Here is an 18,287-nt window from a genome sequence, read left to right on the forward strand (position 1 = left end):
CTAGATGCACTAATCTGTAATTTTTTCCCAATCAAGAAACAAGGCCCTTACTTACATCAACTCAAAAATGAAAGATGATAATCATTCTCATTAATTTTATTGGATGTTTTGCGCACCAACAACCCTTTAGATGAAAGGCCTGCATGCTCCAAGGGTATTGAGATAGCTAACTAGATGAGATTAATACTTCTGATGAATTTGTAAGCGCCAAAGTGAAGTGATTTCGGCTGCTCTTGCAAAATAAAGAGAGTCTGAGTCATCGAATGTCTTCGGATGTTTTGGTTTGGTATCAATGCGGTCAAGAACAACTAATCCGGCATCTTCAATCCAAGAGAGCAGCTCTTGTCGGGATCTGAGCTCAAGGTGTTCGGCTAAATCAGACAGAATCAACCAGCCCTCACCTTGGGGTAACAAATGATCTTTCAATCCCGCTAAAAATCCTTTGAGCATCTGACTCTCTGGATCGTAAACCGCATGTTCCAAAGTAGAGCTAGGTCTTGCAGGCACCCATGGTGGATTGCAGACAATTAATGAAGCCTTTCCTGTTGGAAATAAATTGGCTTTCATAATTTCTACTTGAGAAGCCAAGCCTAAGAGTGCAATATTTTCTTTGGCACACTGAAGCGCTCGATCATCTTGATCAGTAGCAACAATTTTTTGGACATCCCGCATTGCCAAAATAATCGACAGAACTCCAGTACCAACCCCAATATCAAAAGCTGTGGATGCCCCATTGAGGGATTTGGGCAAAGGGGCGCTACAAACTAACTCAATGTACTCGCCGCGAACGGGTGAGAAAACGCCGTAATGCGGATGAACGTAAATTGGCTCGCCATTTTCATCGGCCAGAATAGGCAAACCATTTTTGCGCCACTCATGAGCGCTCACTACGCCCAAGAGTTCGCGCAAAGAAACTACATAAGATTGTGTGACTGTACCGTATGCCTCAATACACGCCTGGGAAATGTCGGGTGCTCGGCGTAATGAAATTGTATGATCCGCATTACATTGAATTAACAACATCCCCAATATACGAGCTCGCTGAGATTGAATCAGGCGATGTTGATTAAAAATATCTTTTGCTGACTTCTGGATAACAGGCTCACCTGACTTATCCAACCTCTTGCCTGCACGCTTCGATTTTTTTGATGGTTTATCGATACGTCGAACCAAAGCCTGCAAGAGCTGTCGGGCATTTTGAAAATCCCCCCTCCAGAGGATAGCGGTACCTTCGCATGCCAAGCGATAGGCATCGTCCGCCGTTAATGTATCGTCAGCAATCACCACTTTTTTATGTGCCGCTATGCCATTTTCAGAATGCCAAACAGCTGAACAGGTCTGGTGACCCTCTTCCCAGTGAATCGAGCTACCCTGGCTCATGAATTACTCAGGAGGATGTTCCTCAGGATTAACATCCAAGGCGATCAAAAACCGAGAGACCATATTGTAAGCTGCCACTACAGTGACAAGCTCAACGGTATCAGTATTTCCCAGAGCCGCCTGCAAGCGCTTCATCAGAGCGCCATCAACCTGGATATTGCGCGTCATCTGAAACGTAAGCTCTACGGCATCATTTTCAATAGTAGAGAATAAGGCGCTAGGAAAACTTGGCTGACCAATTAAACGCAGTGCTTGCACTTGCTCTTCAGTGCCGCCTGCTTTGATGAATGGTGGGGCGTGGTGAAAAAACTCATATTCGGCGCCATTCAGAACAGCTACCCCACACATCGCAAGCTCGCGCAGCTTTGGATCTAAGGAGAGGTTATTACGGATCTCGCCGACAAAATGATTCCAGCCCTCAGCAATAGGGGTGCTATGTAAAAGCATGCGATCCAAATTAATGAACTGACCACCGCGTCTTTTACGAATAGCTGCCACCAACTCAGCAGGCTCAGCCAAGTCCATCGGCTGATAGGGAATTAAACGCTCACTCATATCAATTCCTTATTGTGTTTCTTTAATATTATTTTCAATCACAAACTTACCCCACACCGCAATTTGCTTGCCGATGAAGTCGCGGAGAGTTTCTGGGTTACCAGCGACAATTTCAATACCTTGTGACTTTAATTTAGATGCGACTGCAGGCGTCTTGAGCGCTTTCGTGACAGCCTGGTTCATGGCATTGACGATGGCAGGTGGAGTTTTGCCTGGAGCCAAAACTGCCCACCATGCTGGCGCATTAAATCCAGGGAAACCACTTTCAGCAATCGTTGGCACATTCGGTAACTCAGGAGATCTTTTAGCGGTAGTAATTACTAAGGGAATGACGCCGCCACTATCGACATGCGGCTTGACTAAGAATTCTGAGCCAACAGCCAGTGGAACTTGACCACCAAGTACATCCTGCATCAAGGGGCCTCCACCACGATAAGGGACGTGATTCCAATCAAAGCCCGCTTGCTTAGCCAAACGCGCCATGGCCAAATGACCCAAGCTACCAATACCAATAGATCCATAGCTAAATTGTTTGCCAGTCTTGGACTGGTCTACCAACTGCTTAAAACTGGTGATCCCAGAATTCTTACTGGCGACCAATACCATCGGTGATGTACCAATTAAGGTCACAGGCGCTATATCTTTAATCGTGTCGTAGGGCAGCTTATCTTTGAGGATCGGATTTACACCGTGCGTGTCAAATACGACCGCAAAGGTATAACCATCAGGATCTGACCTTGTCATGGCAGCAGTTCCAATGACACCGGATGCCCCGCCAATATTTTCAACAATGACGTTTTGCTTTAATTCTGCTTGTAAAGCTGGGGCCAAGGTACGCGCCACTTGATCCACAGAACCACCTGGCGGGAAAACGGCAATCAGGCGAATCGGCTTTTGGGTTGGCCAAGCGCCCACACCGGCAGTTTGAGCGCTAGCAAAAGAACCAGCAAACATCATCAATAAGCCCAATAAAAGGGCTTTTTTAGTTATTTTCAAGAAAATCGGCATACATCATCTCCCTCGATTAAGACTGCAAGATTACCACCCATCCTGGCCGCTTGTTTGATAATGGATACCGGAGCAAGATGAGATTAACGATGAAACCAATTTTGAACATAGCTGCCTACTTATTTGTCAGTCTAGACAATTTAACTGAGCTAAGCGCCAAGATCTTAGATGAGTGCAATTCTAGCGAGTTAAAGGGCACCATTCTCTTAACTGGCGAAGGCATCAATATGTTTTTAGCTGGTAGTGAACCTAAATTGCGTGGCTTTCTAAATGACTTGCGCCAGGATCCACGCTTCGCATCCCTACAAACTAAAGATAGTTGGTCCGAAACGCAGCCCTTTAAGAAGATGCTGGTCAAAATTAAGAATGAAATTATTCGGATGAATCATCCGGCGATTCGTCCGGAAGAGGGGCGCGCAAACTTCATCACACCAAAAAAATTACAAGAGTGGCTTGATCGCGGGACAGATGACTTAGGTCGTCCTGTCGTCATGGTGGATACACGCAATGCTTTTGAGGTCGAGTATGGAACTTTTGAAAATGCACTGCATTTCAATATCGAGAAGTTTACAGAATTTCCTGATGCCATTTCGGCTCATAAAGACGAGCTAGCTGATAAAACTTTGGTGAGCTTTTGTACCGGCGGCATTCGTTGTGAAAAGTCTGGGCTCTACATGCGCGAAATTGGCATGCAACACAGCTATCAGCTAGAGGGTGGCATCCTCAAGTACTTTGAAGAGGTTGGCTCTGCACACTATACCGGCAGCTGCTTCGTATTTGATGAGCGGGAAGCGCTAGAACCTAATCTAGACACCATCCCACTTGAGCGCTCAATCCGAAAAAAACAAATCGCTTAAAGACCAAAGTGATTAGTTTGATTTACCCACCAAAGTCATGTGCTCAACAAAAGGTGGTTTTACGAAGAATGGTCCAACAATAGCTCGCCAATCAGCAAAGGCATCAGAACCCCTAAAGTCGACCGTATGGTTATCCAGGGTATCCCAGTAAATCAACAATAAATAACGAGCAGGACTTTCAATGCTGTGATTAACCTTGAATCCACGAAATCCCTTAGCCTTGGCGATGACGGTATTGACACCTCGCAAAATGGCCTCCTCAAACTCAGCACCCTTAGTTGGGTCAATTTCTATATCGCAGTGCTCTAAAATCATGATGCTCCCTTTTTAAAAAGTATTTTTATATCAATAGTAAAATTCATTTATAAAAGAAGCTTAATTCAAAAAAATATCTAGGCTCGAGACATGTCTAATACCCTCCGTCGGCAAATGCCGATTTTTTTATCTGCCCTGATTTTTTCTAGCATCAGCTCAGTGGCTAGTTTTAATGCTGCAGCGCAATCAATACAAAACTATCCCGTTAAGCCAATTAAGTTGATTGCCCCAGTAGCAGCTGGAGGTGGTCTAGACAATATTGCCCGCTCGCTTGCTGAAAAAATGTCCAAGTCGATTGGTCAAACCATTGTTGTGGAAAATATTGGCGGAGGTGGAGGCACCATTGCCTCGCAATCAGTCGCAAAAGCAACTCCAGATGGCTACACCTTAATGGTTGCCTATGTTGGCTCGCACGGAACCAATCCAGCGGTTCGCAAGCTACCCTACGACGCCATAAAAGATTTCACGGCGATTGGCATGATAGGAGCAACACCAAATGCTCTGGTGATCAATCCCGAGTTACCGATCAAAAATTTTAAAGAATTTATTGATTACGCTAAGAAGAATCCAGACAAAATAAGTTACGGCTCAGCTGGCCCTGGGACCTTGACCCATTTAGGGATGGAGCAATTAAAACTGGCCGCAGGAATTTCTATGGTTCATGTCCCTTATCGTGGTGTAGGGCCAGCCTATACGGATTTGTTAGCAGGTCAAACTCAAGCAATGCTTCCAACCCTCTTTGCCGCCATGCCCTATTTAAATACCAATCGAGTTCGTGGCTTAGCTATCACTGGCGCTAAGCGTAATCCTGCTGCGCCCAACATTCCCACCTTTAAGGAGCTTGGCTACAACGGCTTTGATGGGCAGCAGTGGTATGGAATTGTTGGCCCTGCCAACCTTCCGCCCGCCATTGTTAAGAAACTCAACTCAGAACTCAATAAAGCATTGGCACTGCCGGATTTCTCGGAAAAAATGACCAGTGAGGCAATGACATTAATGCCAATGTCTCCACAACAATTTGAAAACTACATTAAAGAAGATATTGCTCGCTGGGTTAAGGTTGCTAAAGAGCGCAGCATTGAGTTGGAATAAATTTCCTTACTCATTCTTATCAAATTCAATACTTACAAAAAACAGGAAATAACATGTCCCACGCCATCCAAGCAGCAGCCGATCTGAATGCACCACCAGTCACTAAAATATTAGCTGAGTTTGTTACTTCACACACTAGTCAAGGCTGGAGTGCTGAGGTAGACCATGAGGCACATCGCACCTTTTTAAATTGGCTTGGATGCGCAATTGGCGCAGCTAATCATGAGAGCGTTGAATCCTCATTAGCTGCTATCCGTGAATTTCAACCAGCATCTCAGGCGAGTATTCTTGGCCGAAAGGATCGTGTTGACATGGGTGGCGCAGCTCTCATCAATGGCATTAGCTCACATACTTTTGACTTTGATGACACACACCTGAAAACAGTGATTCACCCGGCAGGGCCTGTTGCTTCTGCCATTCTGGCTTTGGGTGAACATACTAATGTCACAGGCCGTCAAATAATTGATTCACTCGTTTTAGGAATTGATGTTGCTTGCCGCATTGGTAATGCCATGTACCCAGATCACTACCATCGTGGCTGGCATATCACTGGTTCCACTGGCATGCTGGGTTCTGCTGCAGCTTGCTCACGCCTCATGGGACTAGACACCCAAAAAACAACTATGGCATTAGGCATCGCAGCATCACAGCCGGTGGGTATGCGCGAGCAGTTTGGCACCATGACAAAACCCTTTCATCCGGGGGGTGCGGCACGTGCAGGACAACTTTCTGCCTTATTGGCCAAGCATGGCTTTACTGCTAGCCCTAAAGCTCTAGAAGCGGGCCGCGGTTATATGCAAACCGTTTCAACTAAATGCGACTGGTCAGAGATTGATCGAGAGCTTGGAAAATCATTTGAGATTTCATTAAATACTTACAAACCATTCGCCTGTGGAATTGTGATCCATCCGGCCATTGACGCATGCGCGCAACTCAAAGCACAAGGCGTTAAAGCAGAAGAAGTTGAACGCATTGAATTACGCGTCCACCCTCTCGTTCTTGAATTAACTGGTAAGAAAACACCTCAAGATGGTCTTGAAGGTAAATTCAGCGTCTACCATGGCTGTGCCGTAGGCTTAATTTTCGGTCAAGCAGGTGAAGGTGAGTACGCCGATGATATTGTCAATCGCCCTGATGTAGTCGCCTTGCGCGCCAAAGTAAACGCCACAACTGATACCTCTATCAGCGAGGCATCGGTGGACGTCAAAGCGATTCTGAAGGACGGTAGGGAAGTTCACATCTTCATTAAAAATGCAATTGGATCTGTTGAGAACCCAATGAGCGACCTTAATTTAGAACAAAAGTTCTCTAGCTTGACTGAGCCAGTAATTGGCAAGGAAAAAACTGGTCAACTCATTGCAGCATTATGGAATCTAGGAAGTGCGCCTGATCTCAAGAAAATATTGAGTCTTTGCACTCCCGACTAACCCACCTGAAAGAAAAAACCAGTCACATGGCCAAGCAACCGAATATCGTCATCTTAGGAGATTACGAGCGCGCCCTGCGTCGCTTCTCTCAATGGGATCGCATAGAGCAAAATTCAAACCTCATAATCCATCACGAGCCGTTGCGAGATGAGGCCTTATATGAGGCAGTCAAAGACGCTGATGTGATTGCTATCGTGCGCGACCGATCCCCCTTTAACGAAGCCATGATTGCAAGGTTGCCAAAGCTCAAATTATTGATGTTCACAGGCAAGAGAAATGGCACGCTAGATAGCGCCGCCCTTCTTTCTCGTAATATTCCGATTGCCTGCACGCCAGGAGGTCCTTCGAAAGAGACTACTGCCGAGTTAACCTGGGCATTAATTTTGGGCGCTTCAAAACAATTGGTTCGCCAAAATAATCTAGTGAGCACTGGTGGCTGGCGCGATGAACTCTCCGTTCTGCCCATGCTCTCCGGCGAGCGTTTGGGCGTTATTGGTCTTGGTGCTATCGGCAGTGCTGTTGCTCGCGTTGGTAAGGCATTCGGTATGGAGATTGTTACTTGGAGTCCGAACATGACCCCAGAACGCGCTGCAATTGAAAATGCAACTTCAGTTAGTCTGGATGAATTACTACGCACATCAAAAGTAGTTACGATGCACTTAGTAGCGGGTCCAGGCACCAAAGGAATCATCAGCGCTGATCAACTTGCTTTAATGCGCCCGGACTCCCTTCTAGTCAATACCTCGCGCTCTGCATTAATTAATATGCCCGACTTATGCGCTGCTCTCAAAAAAGGTTGCCCCGGCCAGGCTGCTATCGACGTATTTGATATTGAACCACTACCATCTCACGATCCCTTACGCAGCACCCCAAATTTATTAGCAACGCCCCACCTGGGCTTTATTGCGGAGCCTGTATTTAAAATGTTCTCGCAAGGGATTACTGAAACTCTGGAAGCATGGTTGGATCAAAAACCAGTACCCCATCCATATCAGCCTTAACGCCTTTGAAAACACTCACTCCAACAGAATTATTTATTACCTTTAGCAAGATCGGTATGTCTGGTTTTGGTGGGGTCCTACCTTGGGCTCGCCGCACTCTGGTAGAGCAAGACAAGGTGCTTAGCTCAGAAGAGTTCAGCGCCATTCTTGGAATATGCCAAATTGTTCCAGGGCCCAATATTCTGAATCTTGCCGTCTGCATTGGCTCACGTCTTTGTGGGGCTAAGGGCGCCTTTGCCGCAGCGCTTGGCCTGACTCTTGGGCCTATCTGCATTGTGATGTTGCTAGCAGTCTTGTATCAGCATTACAGCAATTTAGAAAGTGTTCAAGGCCTACTTAGAGGCATCTCTGCAGTGGGTGTGGGATTAATTGCCTCTACGGGCATCAAAATGTTGCGTGATGAGTTTAAATACCCCACCATGCTTTTGGTCGTAGCCCTGACAGTGACTGCCGCAAGTTACTTCCATCTAGGCCTTGGCTGGGTTGTTCTCCTTATATCTCCGCTTGCTTTGCTATTAGCCTTCAAGAAGGCTCGTAAGTGATGAGCATACTTCTCAGTCTATTTTTAAAGCTTTCTGCTTTTTCTCTGATTGCCTTCGGCGGAATCAATGCGCTACTTCCCAGCCTCTTGGAGCTATCGGTTTATCAAGAGCGGTGGATTGACCTACAAACTTTTGCTGATTACTTTGCAATTGCGCAAGCTGCTCCTGGCCCGAATTTCATGACGGTCACCCTGATCGGTTGGCATGTTGGAGGAGTCCTGGGAGCACTACTAGCCACCTTGGCTATTGCGTGGCCATCATCTATTTTGGTGTACTTTGTACAGCGGCTGATTCTGGGTATGAATGATGAGCAAAGAAAGAAGGCAATTCAGTATGCTGCTGCCGCACTGGCAATTGGCTTAGTGCTTTCTTCTGCGTGGCAGATTGCACTGCAAATCAATCATAGCTATGCTGCATATGGATTGACTCTACTCACTATTGGATTGACGGTATTTACCCGCTGGCATCCTTTATATTTGATCGCACTGGGCGCAGCCCTCGGAATCATGGGATTGATATGAAACTCTCTTCACTTCTTCGTACCTTACTTCATACTTCAATCTCTGGCTTAGCGCTGTCGTTAGCGCTGACTGCGCAGGCTCAAAACACATACCCTAACAAATCTATTAATTTAGTAGTGCCTTATGGTGCAGGCGGCAGCGCAGATTCTCGGAGCAGACAACTGGCCCAGAAAATGAGTGTCATTCTGAAGCAAGCCATTGTGATTGATAACAAGCCAGGTGCTGGTGGCAATATCGGCACTGAGTTTGTTGCAAGATCCGCCCCAGATGGCTACACCATTGGTATGGGAAACTTTGCCCCAATGGCGGTAAACAAAACGCTTTTCGGAAATTTACGCTACGACCCAGAAACCGCTCTTACCCCCATCATCCTGATAGAAAAGGGTCCTCTAATCCTGGTAGTAAACCCAAATTCGCCATACAAAACCATTCAAGATATTGTTACAGCAGCTAAGGCAAAACCAGGAACCCTGACATTTTCTTCAGGAGGAATCGGCGGCAGCCATCAACTCTCCGCTGAGCTATTTATGCAAAATGCCGGCATTCAAATGATTCATGTACCTTACAAGAGTGGTTCTGCTGCGTTGACTGATTTGATGGCAGGCAACGTCGACATGATGTTTGATCAAATGTACTCTGCAGTCCCCAACATCAGGGCAGATAAACTGCGTCCTATCGCCATCACCAGCAAAAAGAGATCGCCACTCTTTCCGAGCGTGCCTAGTTTTGCAGAGCTTGCTTACCCTAAGGTGGAAGTACTCAATTGGCAAGGATTTATTGCACCTGCTGGCACACCTAAATCGATTATCGACACATTAAATAAAGCTGCTAATGAGGCGCTGAAAGATCCACAGCTTAGAGAGTTAATGCTCTCTCAAGGAAATGAAATTGGTGGTGGTAGCCCTGCTGATTTTGCAGCCCTCATTAAATCAGAGGCTGCAAAATGGAGTGCCGTAGTCAAGGCTGGAAATATTAAACCCGAGTAAGCTAGATGCGCAAACTTACTTCAGCGCTTGGTAAGTCAGGATACCTAAAAAAGTAAGGCCAAGTGAACCAACTAAATGTAAAAACGCAGTGCCTAGCGCCCAACTGACTTCACCACGTTGCATAAAACCGACTACTTCAGCAGAGAAGCTGGAGAAGGTGGTGAGACCTCCCAGAAAACCTGTAATCACGAACAACTTCCATTCGGGGGAGAGGCTTTGATTATTGCCAAAAAAGGCTACGGCAATTCCGACGAAATATCCGCCAACCATATTAGAAATAAACGTTCCCAATGGCAGAGTTGAGGCAAGGCTGACTGTTACGAGATTAAAGCCCGCTCTTAGTAAAGCACCGAGACCAGCACCACAAAAAATTGCAAAAATAGATAGCCACATATTCGGTATTTATTGGATTGAGAAAGTGAGCATGCTAATGGAGCCCATTTCTACTCCATCAATTAATATCTTAGGGACCTCACCTTGCTCTTGAAGAGCAAGTGCATACAACGCTGGCCAATAGTGTTCAGGCGTTGGGATAGATAAATGCGCGGCATCACCGCACTGCTCCCAATGAATTAAATTGTCGTGATGGTTTGCATGCATCTCCGAAACAAAAAAATCATTGAACTCTCTAGCCCATGGATAAGGTGTTGCGCCCTCCTCCCAATGAATAGTGCGCAAGTTATGTACAACATTACCGCTTGCCAGAATCAAGATATTCTCGTCACGCAAAGGGCGTAATTTTTTAGCAAGCTCGTAATGCTTACTCGCAGACATGGAACCATCTAGACTCAATTGCACCACCGGTACATCTGCGTTTGGATAGAGATATGTCAGAACAGACCAGGCGCCATGATCAATACCCCACTCGTTCTCTTCAAGTACAACGGGGATATCCAACAATTCTTTTACGCGATCTGCCAGTGCAGGACTACCGGGTGCTGGATATTGAATATCAAAGAGGGCTTGCGGAAATCCCCCAAAGTCATGAATAGTTTTAGGTTTAGCCATTGCAGTAACCCACACTCCGCGTGTTACCCAATGTGCCGAGATGACTAAGATGGCATCTGGCCGTTTAAGTGATTTACCAAGATTAGCCCAAGCGGCTGTATAGCGATTGGGCTCAATGGCGTACATCGGACTGCCATGACCAACAAATACTGCGGGTTGGCGATGGCTAGTCATTACTGCAGATTAGCCGAATACGTAGCCAGTGTGAGCCGCAACCAATGCAAACAAAATGGCTAAGCTAGTAGCAGCTGCCAACATGACGATCAAGGTGATGATTTTCTTATTAACTTCTTCTTTTGACTCTTTATGCCATTCGTTCATGCTAAATCCCTATTAAACACATTATTTGATAGTGCAATTATCCACTATCGGCCGCGGCCAGCCTTGCGCATCATGGCTTTTCCGCCCCCAAAGCCAGCCTGAGGCCTGCCGCCAGGGCCGGATGGGCCTTTTGGGGCTGGTGGACGGGCTACTGGCTTAGCTGCTACGGGCTTAGCGGGGGTTTTTGATTCAGGTTTTTTATCGTCAGTCACTTTTTGCTCCTATAGATATCATATTGCCATGATTACTGACTATTCTATCCAAGCTGTAGCCATTAATGCGATTCCTTTGATTTTCGCTATCACCATTCATGAGGCTGCCCATGGCTATGCGGCCCGTCAATTTGGCGACAATACCGCTTATATGCTCGGGAGAGTGAGCCTTAACCCCATTAAACACATAGATCCGGTGGGCACTATCCTTATTCCCCTACTTTTGATTCTGAGTGGCTCTCCTTTTTTGGTGGGCTATGCCAAGCCAGTACCAGTCAATTTTGGGCGCCTACGTAATCCCCGCATTGACTCTATCTGGGTAGCCTTAGCTGGACCTGGATCCAATTTCATCCAAGCCCTCATTTGGGCCATCTTTTTGATTGCTCTCTATGGTTTTGGCGTGAATGAGCGCTTTCTCTTGGCCGTGGCTCAAGCGGGGATCACCTGGAACTTAGTTTTACTAGTATTTAACCTCTTCCCCCTGCCTCCACTAGATGGTGGTCGCATTCTGGCGAGCTTATTACCAGCAAGACAATCCATCGCCTTCGGAAAACTAGAGCCCTACGGATTCTTTATTGTTTTGGCCCTCGTCTTTACAGGCCTCATTGGCAGCTTTTGGATGGAGCCCTTGACGGCCTTTTTTAAGAGTGTTGTTTACTTTGTCACACTTCCCCTGCAAATGCTTTTCTGAAGTATTCTCAAAATTTGAACGCATTAGTAATAACTCACTGACCTCACTGGAGCTTAACTATGAAACTGAAACATTTGATTTTTGCCGCCATTGCCCCTGCACTAGTCGCCGGAACAGGCATTGCTTATGCGCAATTTAAAAAACCAGAGGACGCCATTAAGTATCGTCAAAGTGCTTTTACTGTGATGGCCAATTCTTTTGGAAAAATTGGTGCAGTTGTTAAAGGCGAAGCACCATTCAATAAAGATGAAGTGGCGAAGAACGCAGCAGTCGTTGCCATGATATCGACCTTGCCATGGCAAGCGTTTGGTCCAGGTACAGAGGGTGGCAATGCACTCCCAGTGGTATGGTCAGATAACGCTAAATTTAAAGCTGCTGGAGAAAAAATGCAGTTAGCTGTTGCTAGCCTCAATACCGCTGCGCAGTCAGGTGATCAAGAAGCAATTAAAAAAGCTTTTGGTGCAGCAGGCGCTACCTGCAAAGGTTGCCATGATGACTTTAAGAAAAAGTAATTACCTAGAGATGAAGTAACCCAGAGTTAGCGCAATAAGGCTGAGCAGCAATAGCGCAAAGCCTCTTTGCAAACTTCCATCCTTGGAAGCATGACCCAAGTCTGCAGAGAGATTCATTTCTGTTTCGCTTGGGTCAATTTCTTTATCGCCCACTAACATGGGCTTAATCAAATTCTCACCTTTGAATTTCTGGTAATAGAAGATTGCACATAAATGCAACGCAATCAAAATCATTAAGACTGTTTCATTCTGACGATGGATTGAAGTGAGGAGCTCAACTGTTCCACTAGAAATATATTTTGCAAAAGGTCCCTCAAAGGCAATATCATCATTTGCAAAAAGACCAGTTATCGCTTGAAGACCAACTGAAAAAAGTAAGGCCAAAACAGACAAAGCGCCTAAGGGATTGTGACCAAGCCCCGCTTTAGCTTTACCTCTTAGAAAATGTATTAAACCCTTTGGACTCGGCACAAAATGAATAAATCGAGCATGGTAAGAGCCGACAAAGCCCCATATGATTCTGAAGATAATCAAGCTAAGCACGCAGTAACCAGAAAGCGCATGCCAACTCATAGCATTGCCACCGATCTTGACAGTGACAAAACTCAAAACAATGCCAGCAAGCAAGAGCCAGTGAAAGAGGCGAATTGGCAAATCCCAAACACGGATGATTTTTTTCATATCTAAAGAATAAATCACTACCCCCTTTAGAATAAGAAAAATTCATGAAAACTAGCCAAGCCTTTAAAACTTTGCTGCTCTATCGTATAGGCGCAACCCTAAGCTATCAAATCATGATGGTCGCAGTAGGTTGGCATATCTATGAAATCACTAATAGTGTCATTTCCCTTGGACTGATTGGTCTTGCGGAGCTGATTCCCTACTTTGTATTAGCTCTCTATGCTGGCCATGCAGTAGATCGCCATTCTCGAAAATGGATCGCTGCGATTGCCTGCATCTTTCATATTGCCGTTGCCTTGTTTCTAGTTGCAATAGCCCTTGACTGGTTGGCGCCGCCCGTTCCCTTGATTTATTCAGCAGTAGCTTTTTTAGGCTTAGCTCGCGCACTATTGCGCCCTTCTTATCAGGCCATCTTTGGACAAATTATTCCCCGAGATCAAATGCCGCGCTATACCGCTTATGCATCCTCTGCATTTCAGATTTGCGTTGTAGCTGGACCGGGTTTGGGCGGCCTCATGATTGGACTTGCTGGGCTCGAGTGGACCTATGCCCTCGCTGCATTGAGTGGCGCTATCGGTCTATATGGAGTGAGCTTCATTCGCATCAAACATGAAAAGTCAGAAGGCATGAGCCATGATTTCTTAAACAGCTTTTTGGAAGGCTTTCATTACGTACGAAAACACGAGCTGATTGTTAGCATCATGCTGCTAGATATGTTTGCCGTGCTATTCGGTGGCGCAGTATCCATACTCCCCGCATTTGTTAAAGAGGTTCTCAACGCTGGTCCCGAAACCTTAGGAATTCTCAGGGCAGCGCCAGCAGCTGGAGCTGTCATTACAGGCCTTTACTTGGCACGTCGACCCTTGCTAGAAGATTCTGGAAGACATTTATTGTTATCAGTCGGCGGCTTTGGGATTGCCATTATTGCCTTTGGACTGTCTAACAATCTTTGGCTTTGCGCACTTTTCTTATTTATTTCCGGTTGCTTTGACTCTATCTCAGTAGTCATCCGTGGCAGCATTATGCAATTGACAACCCCTGATCAAATGCGAGGCAGGATCAGTGCAATCAATGGGATATTTATTGGCTCCTCCAATGAATTGGGGGCGCTTGAGTCTGGAATTGCAGCCAGTCTTATGGGGCTTGTTCCATCCATCATATTTGGTGGAGGTGCAACTTTGCTAGTTGTCTTACTGACCTACAAACTTGCACCCCAACTCAGAAAACTCAATCTTAAAGATCTAACCTAAAACTGACTTAGTTGATCTTAGTGAATCTTCGGCAAATCTTTTTGAATAATCTTGAGACCTTCGCGTAAGGCCTCCTGGTAGCGCTCTCGCTCCGCCTTCATCGTCTCTGCAGTCCAAGAATAAAAACCTTCACCGGTTTTCATGCCCAGTTTGCCACTAGCGATGCGATCACTTAAGCATTTGGCAATATCTGGGGAGTTATTAAGAGTCGGATAAATCGTTGCACCACCAGCGCCATGCACATCCAATCCCGCATGATCTCTCTGCATTGCAGGCCCTGCAGCGATATAACGAAAGCCAAAGCCAAAACGTACGGCCTTATCGATATCTTCTAAGCTAGCAATACCAGCGTCGACCATGGCAAAGGCTTCGCGCGATAAGGCATGCTGTAGGCGATTTGCCAAGAAGCCTGGCAAATCTTTTTTTACGGTAACGGGAACCATGCCGCAAGCCGTCATCAAACGAGAAAGACTTTCGCCCACCATTGGCGAAGTCTTTGCACCATAGACTACTTCTACGCAAGGCACTAGGTGTGCAGGCATGAAGAAATGCAAGCCAATCATCCGTGCAGCTGTTTTTAATCCTGCTGAAATATCACTGATTGGAAAGCTGGTGCTATTACTCGCCAAGACCGCTTCTGGCTTTGCATATTGCTCTAGCTTGGCAAATAACTCTTGCTTGATATCCAAGCGTTCAGGCACGCACTCGATCACCAAGTCGATTTCTGACCAATCTATTTCTTCCAAGGAGCCGGCTGTCGAGAGTAAATGTAAGCGGTGCTCATACCCAAGCTCAATCATCGTATTGGCAAAGTAATCCGGTAAAAGTGCACGGCGCTCGGTAGTAGGCTCTAGCACCTGAACTGCACAACCCCCGCGCGCGCAAACAGCGGCTACATCAGCACCCATAGTGCCGCCACCAACGATGACGACTTTAGTTTCAGATGGGGTAAATAACATCTCAATTTCTCCTTCAGGGGCAAGATAAGGATCACAAATCCTCTTACAATGCCTTCATTATTCCAATAAAAAAGTAAGTGAGACATGATCCCAGTCAATTCAGTGCTGCAGGTCGGACAATTTCCTGAGGTAATGCAAGCGGCAATTGACCGTCGCATTACCCCGGTGCGCTTTCCCGACCTGAATGCCAATCTACCGTCAGGCTCTTTTGAGAGTATTTTGATTCGCTCAAACACTCAGCTACCCGCCCAGTTACTTGAGAAGCTCCCTGCGGTAAAGATGGTGGCTACTTGTGGCGTAGGCTATGACAATTTACCCTTAGACTATCTCAAGGCCAATGGAATCAAGGCCAGCAATACCCCGGGCGTTTTGAATGACGCTGTTTGCGAGCTGGCCATTGGTATGCTCTTCGGCCTATTACGTCGCATTCCTCAGGCGCATGAGTTTGTTAAAAGCTCTGCCTGGTCCAAGGGTTTATTTACCGTCACCACTACTCTTGCCGGTAAACAGGTCGGGATTGCGGGGATGGGTCGCATTGGACAAGATCTGGCAAAGCGCTTGGAGCCCTTTAAGGTTCATTTAGCCTATACCGGCCCGACACGCAAAGAGCTGCCTTACGAGTATTTTCCCGATCTCCAATCTTTGGCAAGGGCATCTGACATCCTTTTTCTTGCTTGCCCTGCCACCCCCGAAACAGAAAAAATGATCAATGCCGAAGTTCTAAAAGCTTTGGGTCCCCAGGGTTACCTCATTAATATTGCACGCGGTAGCGTAGTGGATGAGGCTGCACTTTTAGTTGCACTGCAGCAAAAATGGATTGCTGGGGCGGCGCTCGACGTATTTGAAAATGAGCCGAACCCAAACCCAGAGTTCTTAAATATTGATAATGTTCTATTAACTCCGCATATTGGAAGTGCCACTTCCGAAACGCGACAATTAATGACAAATTTAGCAATAGATAATTTAGAAGCTTTCTATAATAAAAAACCACTTCTGACTGAAGTAAAAAATTAAAACGGAGCAAGTATGACAATTACCCTACACCCCTCAACACTTCCTGCAGTGCTCTCGCCTGTATTGACTCCGTTTAAAGATAACGGTAGCCCTGATGCACAAAAATTGCTCAAGCAATGCCAATGGCTCGAAGCCAATGGTGTTGGCCAAGCAATCTTTGGCACAAATTCTGAAGCCAATTCTATTTCTGCTCCTCAAAAAATGGATACGCTAACAGCCCTCATCAAAGGCGGCTTGAACCCTGCCCATATGATGCCTGGTACTGGTGCTACCTCAATTGATGCAACTGTCACGATGACCCGTCATGCAGTTCAACACAAATGTGCTGGCGTGTTGATGTTGCCCCCGTTCTATTACAAAGACGTCACCGATGATGGCCTGTTCGCTTTTTACTCAGAAGTCATCCAAAAAGTAGGTGACGCTGGTTTACAAATTTATATTTACAACATTCCACCAGTTACCAAGATTAATTTAAGCCTCTCTTTATTAGAGCGCCTCGCAAAAGCCTATCCAAAAACGATTGTTGGCATGAAAGATAGCTCTGGTGATTGGGCCTATACAGAATCCGTTATTAAACTCTTGGCTCCCTCCGGTTTCCGCGTTTATGCCGGCAGCGAAGTCTTTCTCATGCGCACCTTGCGCGCTGGTGGTGTTGGCTGCATCTCCGCCACGGCTAACGTAAACCCTAGGGCAATCGCTCAATTAGCAGCCCATTGGCAAGAATCTGATGCAGATCAACACCAAACTGCTCTAGATCAAGTACGCTCCATTTTTGCTCAATATCAAATGATTGCTGGCATGAAAACTGCAGTTGCGCATTACAGTAAGGATTCGGAGTGGTTGCGCGTACGCCCCCCACTCATGCAACTGAGCGCAGACCAGCAAGCAAAGCTATTGGGCGAGCTACAAAAGATTAATTTCAGCATGCCAGGCCTTTAATTTCATAGATGCAAAACAGGAGACAAAAATGAAGCTTATAAAAACAATTGCCATATCTATCACGATGTTTTTCGGTGCTGCACAAGCGCAAAACATTTCTATCGCAACCGGTGGTACTGGTGGCGTTTACTACCCAATGGGTGGTGGTTTAGCCTCAGTCTTATCCAAGCATGTACCAGGAATGTCAGCAACTGCTGAGGTTACAGGTGGCTCGGTCGATAACTTAAAACTCGTTGGCACTGGTAAACCTTACGTTGGTTTCTCAATGGCTGATGCCGCTAAAGATGCTAAAGATGGTGAGGATAAATTCAAGGATAAGCCAGTTGATTTACGCAACTTACTCATACTGTATCCAAACCTCATGCACGTTGCTACCGTCGAATCGACTGGTATTAAAACCATGAAAGATCTCAAAGGTAAGCGCATCAGCACAGGCTCACCAGGAAGTGCTACTGAAGTAATGGCTTTTCGCTTGTTAGAGGCTGCAGGTTTGGATAAAGACAAAGATGTCAAGCGTGAGCGCTTGAGCGTTGCAGAATCTGTCAATGCTGTAAAAGACCGCAAGATTGACGCCTTTTTTTGGGTAGGTGGATTACCAACTGCTGCTGTTACCGATTTAGCAAACAGTCCTGGTATGAAAATTGTCATGATCGACACTACAGCTGAAGTTCCCGCCATGAATAAAAAATATGGCAATCTTTATTTCCCATCCGTAATTACCAAGCAAACTTATAGCGGCATGGAGAAAGACAATAAAGTTGCAGCGGTTGCCAATCTTTTGGTTGTAAACGCTTCCATGTCTGATGCAGAGGCATACAAAATTGTTAAAGCTATTTTTGATAATCAACTTGAACTTGTCCGCTCACATGCTGAGTACAGAAATATCAAGCTAGAGAACCAAAAAGCGAATGCCTCACCAATTGCTTATCATCCAGGCGCTTTAAAGTACTTTAAAGAAAAAGGTGTCAAAGTAAACTAAGCCATATCGGGGTGAGTTAATCTCACCCCTTCTGCTT

General features: G+C 46.0%; 23 protein-coding genes. 13 read left to right on the forward strand and 10 right to left on the reverse strand.

Features of this window, described 5'->3' with window-relative positions; genetic code table 11:
• Nucleotides 1-180 precede the first annotated feature (180 nt).
• Genes ICV89_RS08415 through ICV89_RS08425 form a run of 3 tightly spaced genes read right to left on the reverse strand, consistent with a single transcriptional unit; the run spans nucleotide 181 to nucleotide 2,943 of the window.
• Nucleotides 181-1,380: a class I SAM-dependent methyltransferase gene (locus tag ICV89_RS08415; RefSeq protein WP_215308148.1), complete on the reverse strand. Its 1,200-nt coding sequence runs from the start codon at nucleotides 1,378-1,380 to the stop codon at nucleotides 181-183.
• A 3-nt stretch (nucleotides 1,381-1,383) separates the two neighbouring features.
• Nucleotides 1,384-1,935 carry a carboxymuconolactone decarboxylase family protein gene (locus tag ICV89_RS08420; protein WP_215308150.1) on the reverse strand — a complete coding sequence of 184 codons (552 nt, stop codon included), beginning with the start codon at nucleotides 1,933-1,935 and terminating at the stop codon, nucleotides 1,384-1,386.
• Nucleotides 1,936-1,944: 9 nt separating this feature from the next.
• Nucleotides 1,945-2,943, reverse strand: a complete 999-nt coding sequence (locus tag ICV89_RS08425) for a tripartite tricarboxylate transporter substrate binding protein (RefSeq protein WP_215308152.1) — start codon at nucleotides 2,941-2,943, stop codon at nucleotides 1,945-1,947.
• Between the two features lie 89 nt (nucleotides 2,944-3,032).
• On the opposite strand from ICV89_RS08425, the gene ICV89_RS08430 reads away from it, so the two are divergent.
• Nucleotides 3,033-3,800, forward strand: coding sequence for a sulfurtransferase (locus tag ICV89_RS08430; RefSeq protein WP_215308154.1), 768 nt, complete (start codon nucleotides 3,033-3,035; stop codon nucleotides 3,798-3,800).
• Nucleotides 3,801-3,812: 12 nt separating this feature from the next.
• Here ICV89_RS08430 and ICV89_RS08435 read toward each other — a convergent pair whose 3' ends face one another.
• Nucleotides 3,813-4,115: an antibiotic biosynthesis monooxygenase gene (locus tag ICV89_RS08435; protein ID WP_215308156.1), complete on the reverse strand. Its 303-nt coding sequence runs from the start codon at nucleotides 4,113-4,115 to the stop codon at nucleotides 3,813-3,815.
• A gap of 90 nt (nucleotides 4,116-4,205) precedes the next feature.
• Between ICV89_RS08435 and ICV89_RS08440 the strand changes: the two genes are divergently transcribed.
• From ICV89_RS08440 to ICV89_RS08465, 6 genes are read left to right on the forward strand one after another with little or no spacing between them, the layout of a single operon-like run.
• Entirely contained in the window at nucleotides 4,206-5,207 is a 1,002-nt protein-coding gene (locus tag ICV89_RS08440; RefSeq protein WP_215308157.1) for a tripartite tricarboxylate transporter substrate binding protein, read from the forward strand.
• 53 nt (nucleotides 5,208-5,260) lie between these two features.
• Nucleotides 5,261-6,634 carry an MmgE/PrpD family protein gene (locus tag ICV89_RS08445; RefSeq protein ID WP_215308159.1) on the forward strand — a complete coding sequence of 458 codons (1,374 nt, stop codon included), beginning with the start codon at nucleotides 5,261-5,263 and terminating at the stop codon, nucleotides 6,632-6,634.
• A 26-nt stretch (nucleotides 6,635-6,660) separates the two neighbouring features.
• The gene (locus ICV89_RS08450; RefSeq protein ID WP_215308161.1) at nucleotides 6,661-7,635 is read left to right on the forward strand and encodes a D-2-hydroxyacid dehydrogenase family protein; all 975 of its coding nucleotides are present in this window, start codon (nucleotides 6,661-6,663) and stop codon (nucleotides 7,633-7,635) included.
• A 5-nt stretch (nucleotides 7,636-7,640) separates the two neighbouring features.
• Nucleotides 7,641-8,177 (forward strand): chromate transporter, encoded by a 537-nt coding sequence (locus ICV89_RS08455; protein WP_215308163.1) that lies wholly within the window; start codon nucleotides 7,641-7,643, stop codon nucleotides 8,175-8,177.
• Complete coding sequence (locus ICV89_RS08460; RefSeq protein WP_215308165.1) at nucleotides 8,177-8,698, forward strand: chromate transporter; 522 nt, start codon at nucleotides 8,177-8,179, stop codon at nucleotides 8,696-8,698. The genes ICV89_RS08455 and ICV89_RS08460 overlap by 1 nt, the downstream gene beginning before the upstream one ends.
• Nucleotides 8,695-9,684, forward strand: coding sequence for a tripartite tricarboxylate transporter substrate binding protein (locus ICV89_RS08465; protein ID WP_215308167.1), 990 nt, complete (start codon nucleotides 8,695-8,697; stop codon nucleotides 9,682-9,684). Before ICV89_RS08460 ends, ICV89_RS08465 begins: the two co-directional genes overlap by 4 nt.
• 15 nt (nucleotides 9,685-9,699) lie before the next feature.
• On the opposite strand, the gene crcB is transcribed toward ICV89_RS08465, so the two are convergent.
• From crcB to ICV89_RS08485, 4 genes are read right to left on the reverse strand one after another with little or no spacing between them, the layout of a single operon-like run.
• Nucleotides 9,700-10,077, reverse strand: coding sequence for a fluoride efflux transporter CrcB (gene crcB / locus ICV89_RS08470; protein WP_215308168.1), 378 nt, complete (start codon nucleotides 10,075-10,077; stop codon nucleotides 9,700-9,702).
• 9 nt (nucleotides 10,078-10,086) lie between these two features.
• A complete protein-coding gene (gene ygiD / locus ICV89_RS08475) occupies nucleotides 10,087-10,866 on the reverse strand; it encodes a 4,5-DOPA dioxygenase extradiol (protein ID WP_215308170.1) in 780 nt (259 codons plus the stop codon).
• 9 nt (nucleotides 10,867-10,875) lie between these two features.
• Entirely contained in the window at nucleotides 10,876-11,013 is a 138-nt protein-coding gene (locus ICV89_RS08480) for a hypothetical protein (protein ID WP_170217005.1), read from the reverse strand.
• A 44-nt stretch (nucleotides 11,014-11,057) separates the two neighbouring features.
• Nucleotides 11,058-11,225 (reverse strand): hypothetical protein, encoded by a 168-nt coding sequence (locus ICV89_RS08485; protein ID WP_015421675.1) that lies wholly within the window; start codon nucleotides 11,223-11,225, stop codon nucleotides 11,058-11,060.
• A gap of 28 nt (nucleotides 11,226-11,253) precedes the next feature.
• On the opposite strand from ICV89_RS08485, the gene ICV89_RS08490 reads away from it, so the two are divergent.
• A complete protein-coding gene (locus ICV89_RS08490; protein ID WP_215308172.1) occupies nucleotides 11,254-11,916 on the forward strand; it encodes a site-2 protease family protein in 663 nt (220 codons plus the stop codon).
• A 59-nt stretch (nucleotides 11,917-11,975) separates the two neighbouring features.
• Nucleotides 11,976-12,428 (forward strand): cytochrome c, encoded by a 453-nt coding sequence (locus ICV89_RS08495; RefSeq protein ID WP_215308174.1) that lies wholly within the window; start codon nucleotides 11,976-11,978, stop codon nucleotides 12,426-12,428.
• Here the strand turns inward: ICV89_RS08495 and ICV89_RS08500 are convergent, their stop codons facing one another.
• Nucleotides 12,429-13,109 carry a cytochrome b/b6 domain-containing protein gene (locus ICV89_RS08500; protein WP_215308176.1) on the reverse strand — a complete coding sequence of 227 codons (681 nt, stop codon included), beginning with the start codon at nucleotides 13,107-13,109 and terminating at the stop codon, nucleotides 12,429-12,431.
• Nucleotides 13,110-13,153: 44 nt separating this feature from the next.
• On the opposite strand from ICV89_RS08500, the gene ICV89_RS08505 reads away from it, so the two are divergent.
• On the forward strand, nucleotides 13,154-14,359 hold the full coding sequence (locus ICV89_RS08505; protein ID WP_215308178.1) for an MFS transporter: 1,206 nt from the start codon (nucleotides 13,154-13,156) through the stop codon (nucleotides 14,357-14,359).
• Between the two features lie 17 nt (nucleotides 14,360-14,376).
• Here ICV89_RS08505 and ICV89_RS08510 read toward each other — a convergent pair whose 3' ends face one another.
• Complete coding sequence (locus ICV89_RS08510) at nucleotides 14,377-15,318, reverse strand: 3-hydroxyacyl-CoA dehydrogenase family protein (RefSeq protein ID WP_215308180.1); 942 nt, start codon at nucleotides 15,316-15,318, stop codon at nucleotides 14,377-14,379.
• A gap of 84 nt (nucleotides 15,319-15,402) precedes the next feature.
• Here ICV89_RS08510 and ICV89_RS08515 point away from each other — a divergent pair, with 84 nt between their 5' ends.
• From ICV89_RS08515 to ICV89_RS08525, 3 genes are read left to right on the forward strand one after another with little or no spacing between them, the layout of a single operon-like run.
• A complete protein-coding gene (locus ICV89_RS08515; RefSeq protein WP_215308181.1) occupies nucleotides 15,403-16,332 on the forward strand; it encodes a 2-hydroxyacid dehydrogenase in 930 nt (309 codons plus the stop codon).
• A 12-nt stretch (nucleotides 16,333-16,344) separates the two neighbouring features.
• On the forward strand, nucleotides 16,345-17,271 hold the full coding sequence (locus tag ICV89_RS08520) for a dihydrodipicolinate synthase family protein (RefSeq protein WP_215308183.1): 927 nt from the start codon (nucleotides 16,345-16,347) through the stop codon (nucleotides 17,269-17,271).
• 28 nt (nucleotides 17,272-17,299) lie between these two features.
• Nucleotides 17,300-18,250 (forward strand): TAXI family TRAP transporter solute-binding subunit, encoded by a 951-nt coding sequence (locus tag ICV89_RS08525; RefSeq protein ID WP_215308185.1) that lies wholly within the window; start codon nucleotides 17,300-17,302, stop codon nucleotides 18,248-18,250.
• The last annotated feature ends 37 nt before the right edge of the window (nucleotides 18,251-18,287 follow it).

The organism is Polynucleobacter sp. Adler-ghost (genome assembly GCF_018688495.1).
Classification (GTDB): Bacteria; Pseudomonadota; Gammaproteobacteria; order Burkholderiales; family Burkholderiaceae; genus Polynucleobacter.

What these genes read in the sequence shown, in the direction of transcription:
- ICV89_RS08510 (WP_215308180.1), bottom strand. Translation starts at nt 15,318, where the DNA reads ATGTTATTTACCCCATCTGAAACTAAAGTCGTCATCGTTGGTGGCGGC.
- ICV89_RS08525 (WP_215308185.1), top strand. Translation starts at nt 17,300, where the DNA reads ATGAAGCTTATAAAAACAATTGCCATATCTATCACGATGTTTTTCGGT.
- ICV89_RS08495 (WP_215308174.1), top strand. Translation starts at nt 11,976, where the DNA reads ATGAAACTGAAACATTTGATTTTTGCCGCCATTGCCCCTGCACTAGTC.
- ICV89_RS08420 (WP_215308150.1), bottom strand. Translation starts at nt 1,935, where the DNA reads ATGAGTGAGCGTTTAATTCCCTATCAGCCGATGGACTTGGCTGAGCCT.
- ICV89_RS08430 (WP_215308154.1), top strand. Translation starts at nt 3,033, where the DNA reads ATGAAACCAATTTTGAACATAGCTGCCTACTTATTTGTCAGTCTAGAC.
- ICV89_RS08500 (WP_215308176.1), bottom strand. Translation starts at nt 13,109, where the DNA reads ATGAAAAAAATCATCCGTGTTTGGGATTTGCCAATTCGCCTCTTTCAC.
- ICV89_RS08505 (WP_215308178.1), top strand. Translation starts at nt 13,154, where the DNA reads ATGAAAACTAGCCAAGCCTTTAAAACTTTGCTGCTCTATCGTATAGGC.
- ICV89_RS08440 (WP_215308157.1), top strand. Translation starts at nt 4,206, where the DNA reads ATGTCTAATACCCTCCGTCGGCAAATGCCGATTTTTTTATCTGCCCTG.
- ICV89_RS08415 (WP_215308148.1), bottom strand. Translation starts at nt 1,380, where the DNA reads ATGAGCCAGGGTAGCTCGATTCACTGGGAAGAGGGTCACCAGACCTGT.
- crcB (WP_215308168.1), bottom strand. Translation starts at nt 10,077, where the DNA reads ATGTGGCTATCTATTTTTGCAATTTTTTGTGGTGCTGGTCTCGGTGCT.
- ICV89_RS08445 (WP_215308159.1), top strand. Translation starts at nt 5,261, where the DNA reads ATGTCCCACGCCATCCAAGCAGCAGCCGATCTGAATGCACCACCAGTC.
- ICV89_RS08465 (WP_215308167.1), top strand. Translation starts at nt 8,695, where the DNA reads ATGAAACTCTCTTCACTTCTTCGTACCTTACTTCATACTTCAATCTCT.
- ICV89_RS08520 (WP_215308183.1), top strand. Translation starts at nt 16,345, where the DNA reads ATGACAATTACCCTACACCCCTCAACACTTCCTGCAGTGCTCTCGCCT.
- ICV89_RS08515 (WP_215308181.1), top strand. Translation starts at nt 15,403, where the DNA reads ATGATCCCAGTCAATTCAGTGCTGCAGGTCGGACAATTTCCTGAGGTA.
- ICV89_RS08480 (WP_170217005.1), bottom strand. Translation starts at nt 11,013, where the DNA reads ATGAACGAATGGCATAAAGAGTCAAAAGAAGAAGTTAATAAGAAAATC.
- ICV89_RS08460 (WP_215308165.1), top strand. Translation starts at nt 8,177, where the DNA reads ATGAGCATACTTCTCAGTCTATTTTTAAAGCTTTCTGCTTTTTCTCTG.
- ICV89_RS08490 (WP_215308172.1), top strand. Translation starts at nt 11,254, where the DNA reads ATGATTACTGACTATTCTATCCAAGCTGTAGCCATTAATGCGATTCCT.
- ICV89_RS08450 (WP_215308161.1), top strand. Translation starts at nt 6,661, where the DNA reads ATGGCCAAGCAACCGAATATCGTCATCTTAGGAGATTACGAGCGCGCC.
- ICV89_RS08425 (WP_215308152.1), bottom strand. Translation starts at nt 2,943, where the DNA reads ATGCCGATTTTCTTGAAAATAACTAAAAAAGCCCTTTTATTGGGCTTA.
- ygiD (WP_215308170.1), bottom strand. Translation starts at nt 10,866, where the DNA reads ATGACTAGCCATCGCCAACCCGCAGTATTTGTTGGTCATGGCAGTCCG.
- ICV89_RS08435 (WP_215308156.1), bottom strand. Translation starts at nt 4,115, where the DNA reads ATGATTTTAGAGCACTGCGATATAGAAATTGACCCAACTAAGGGTGCT.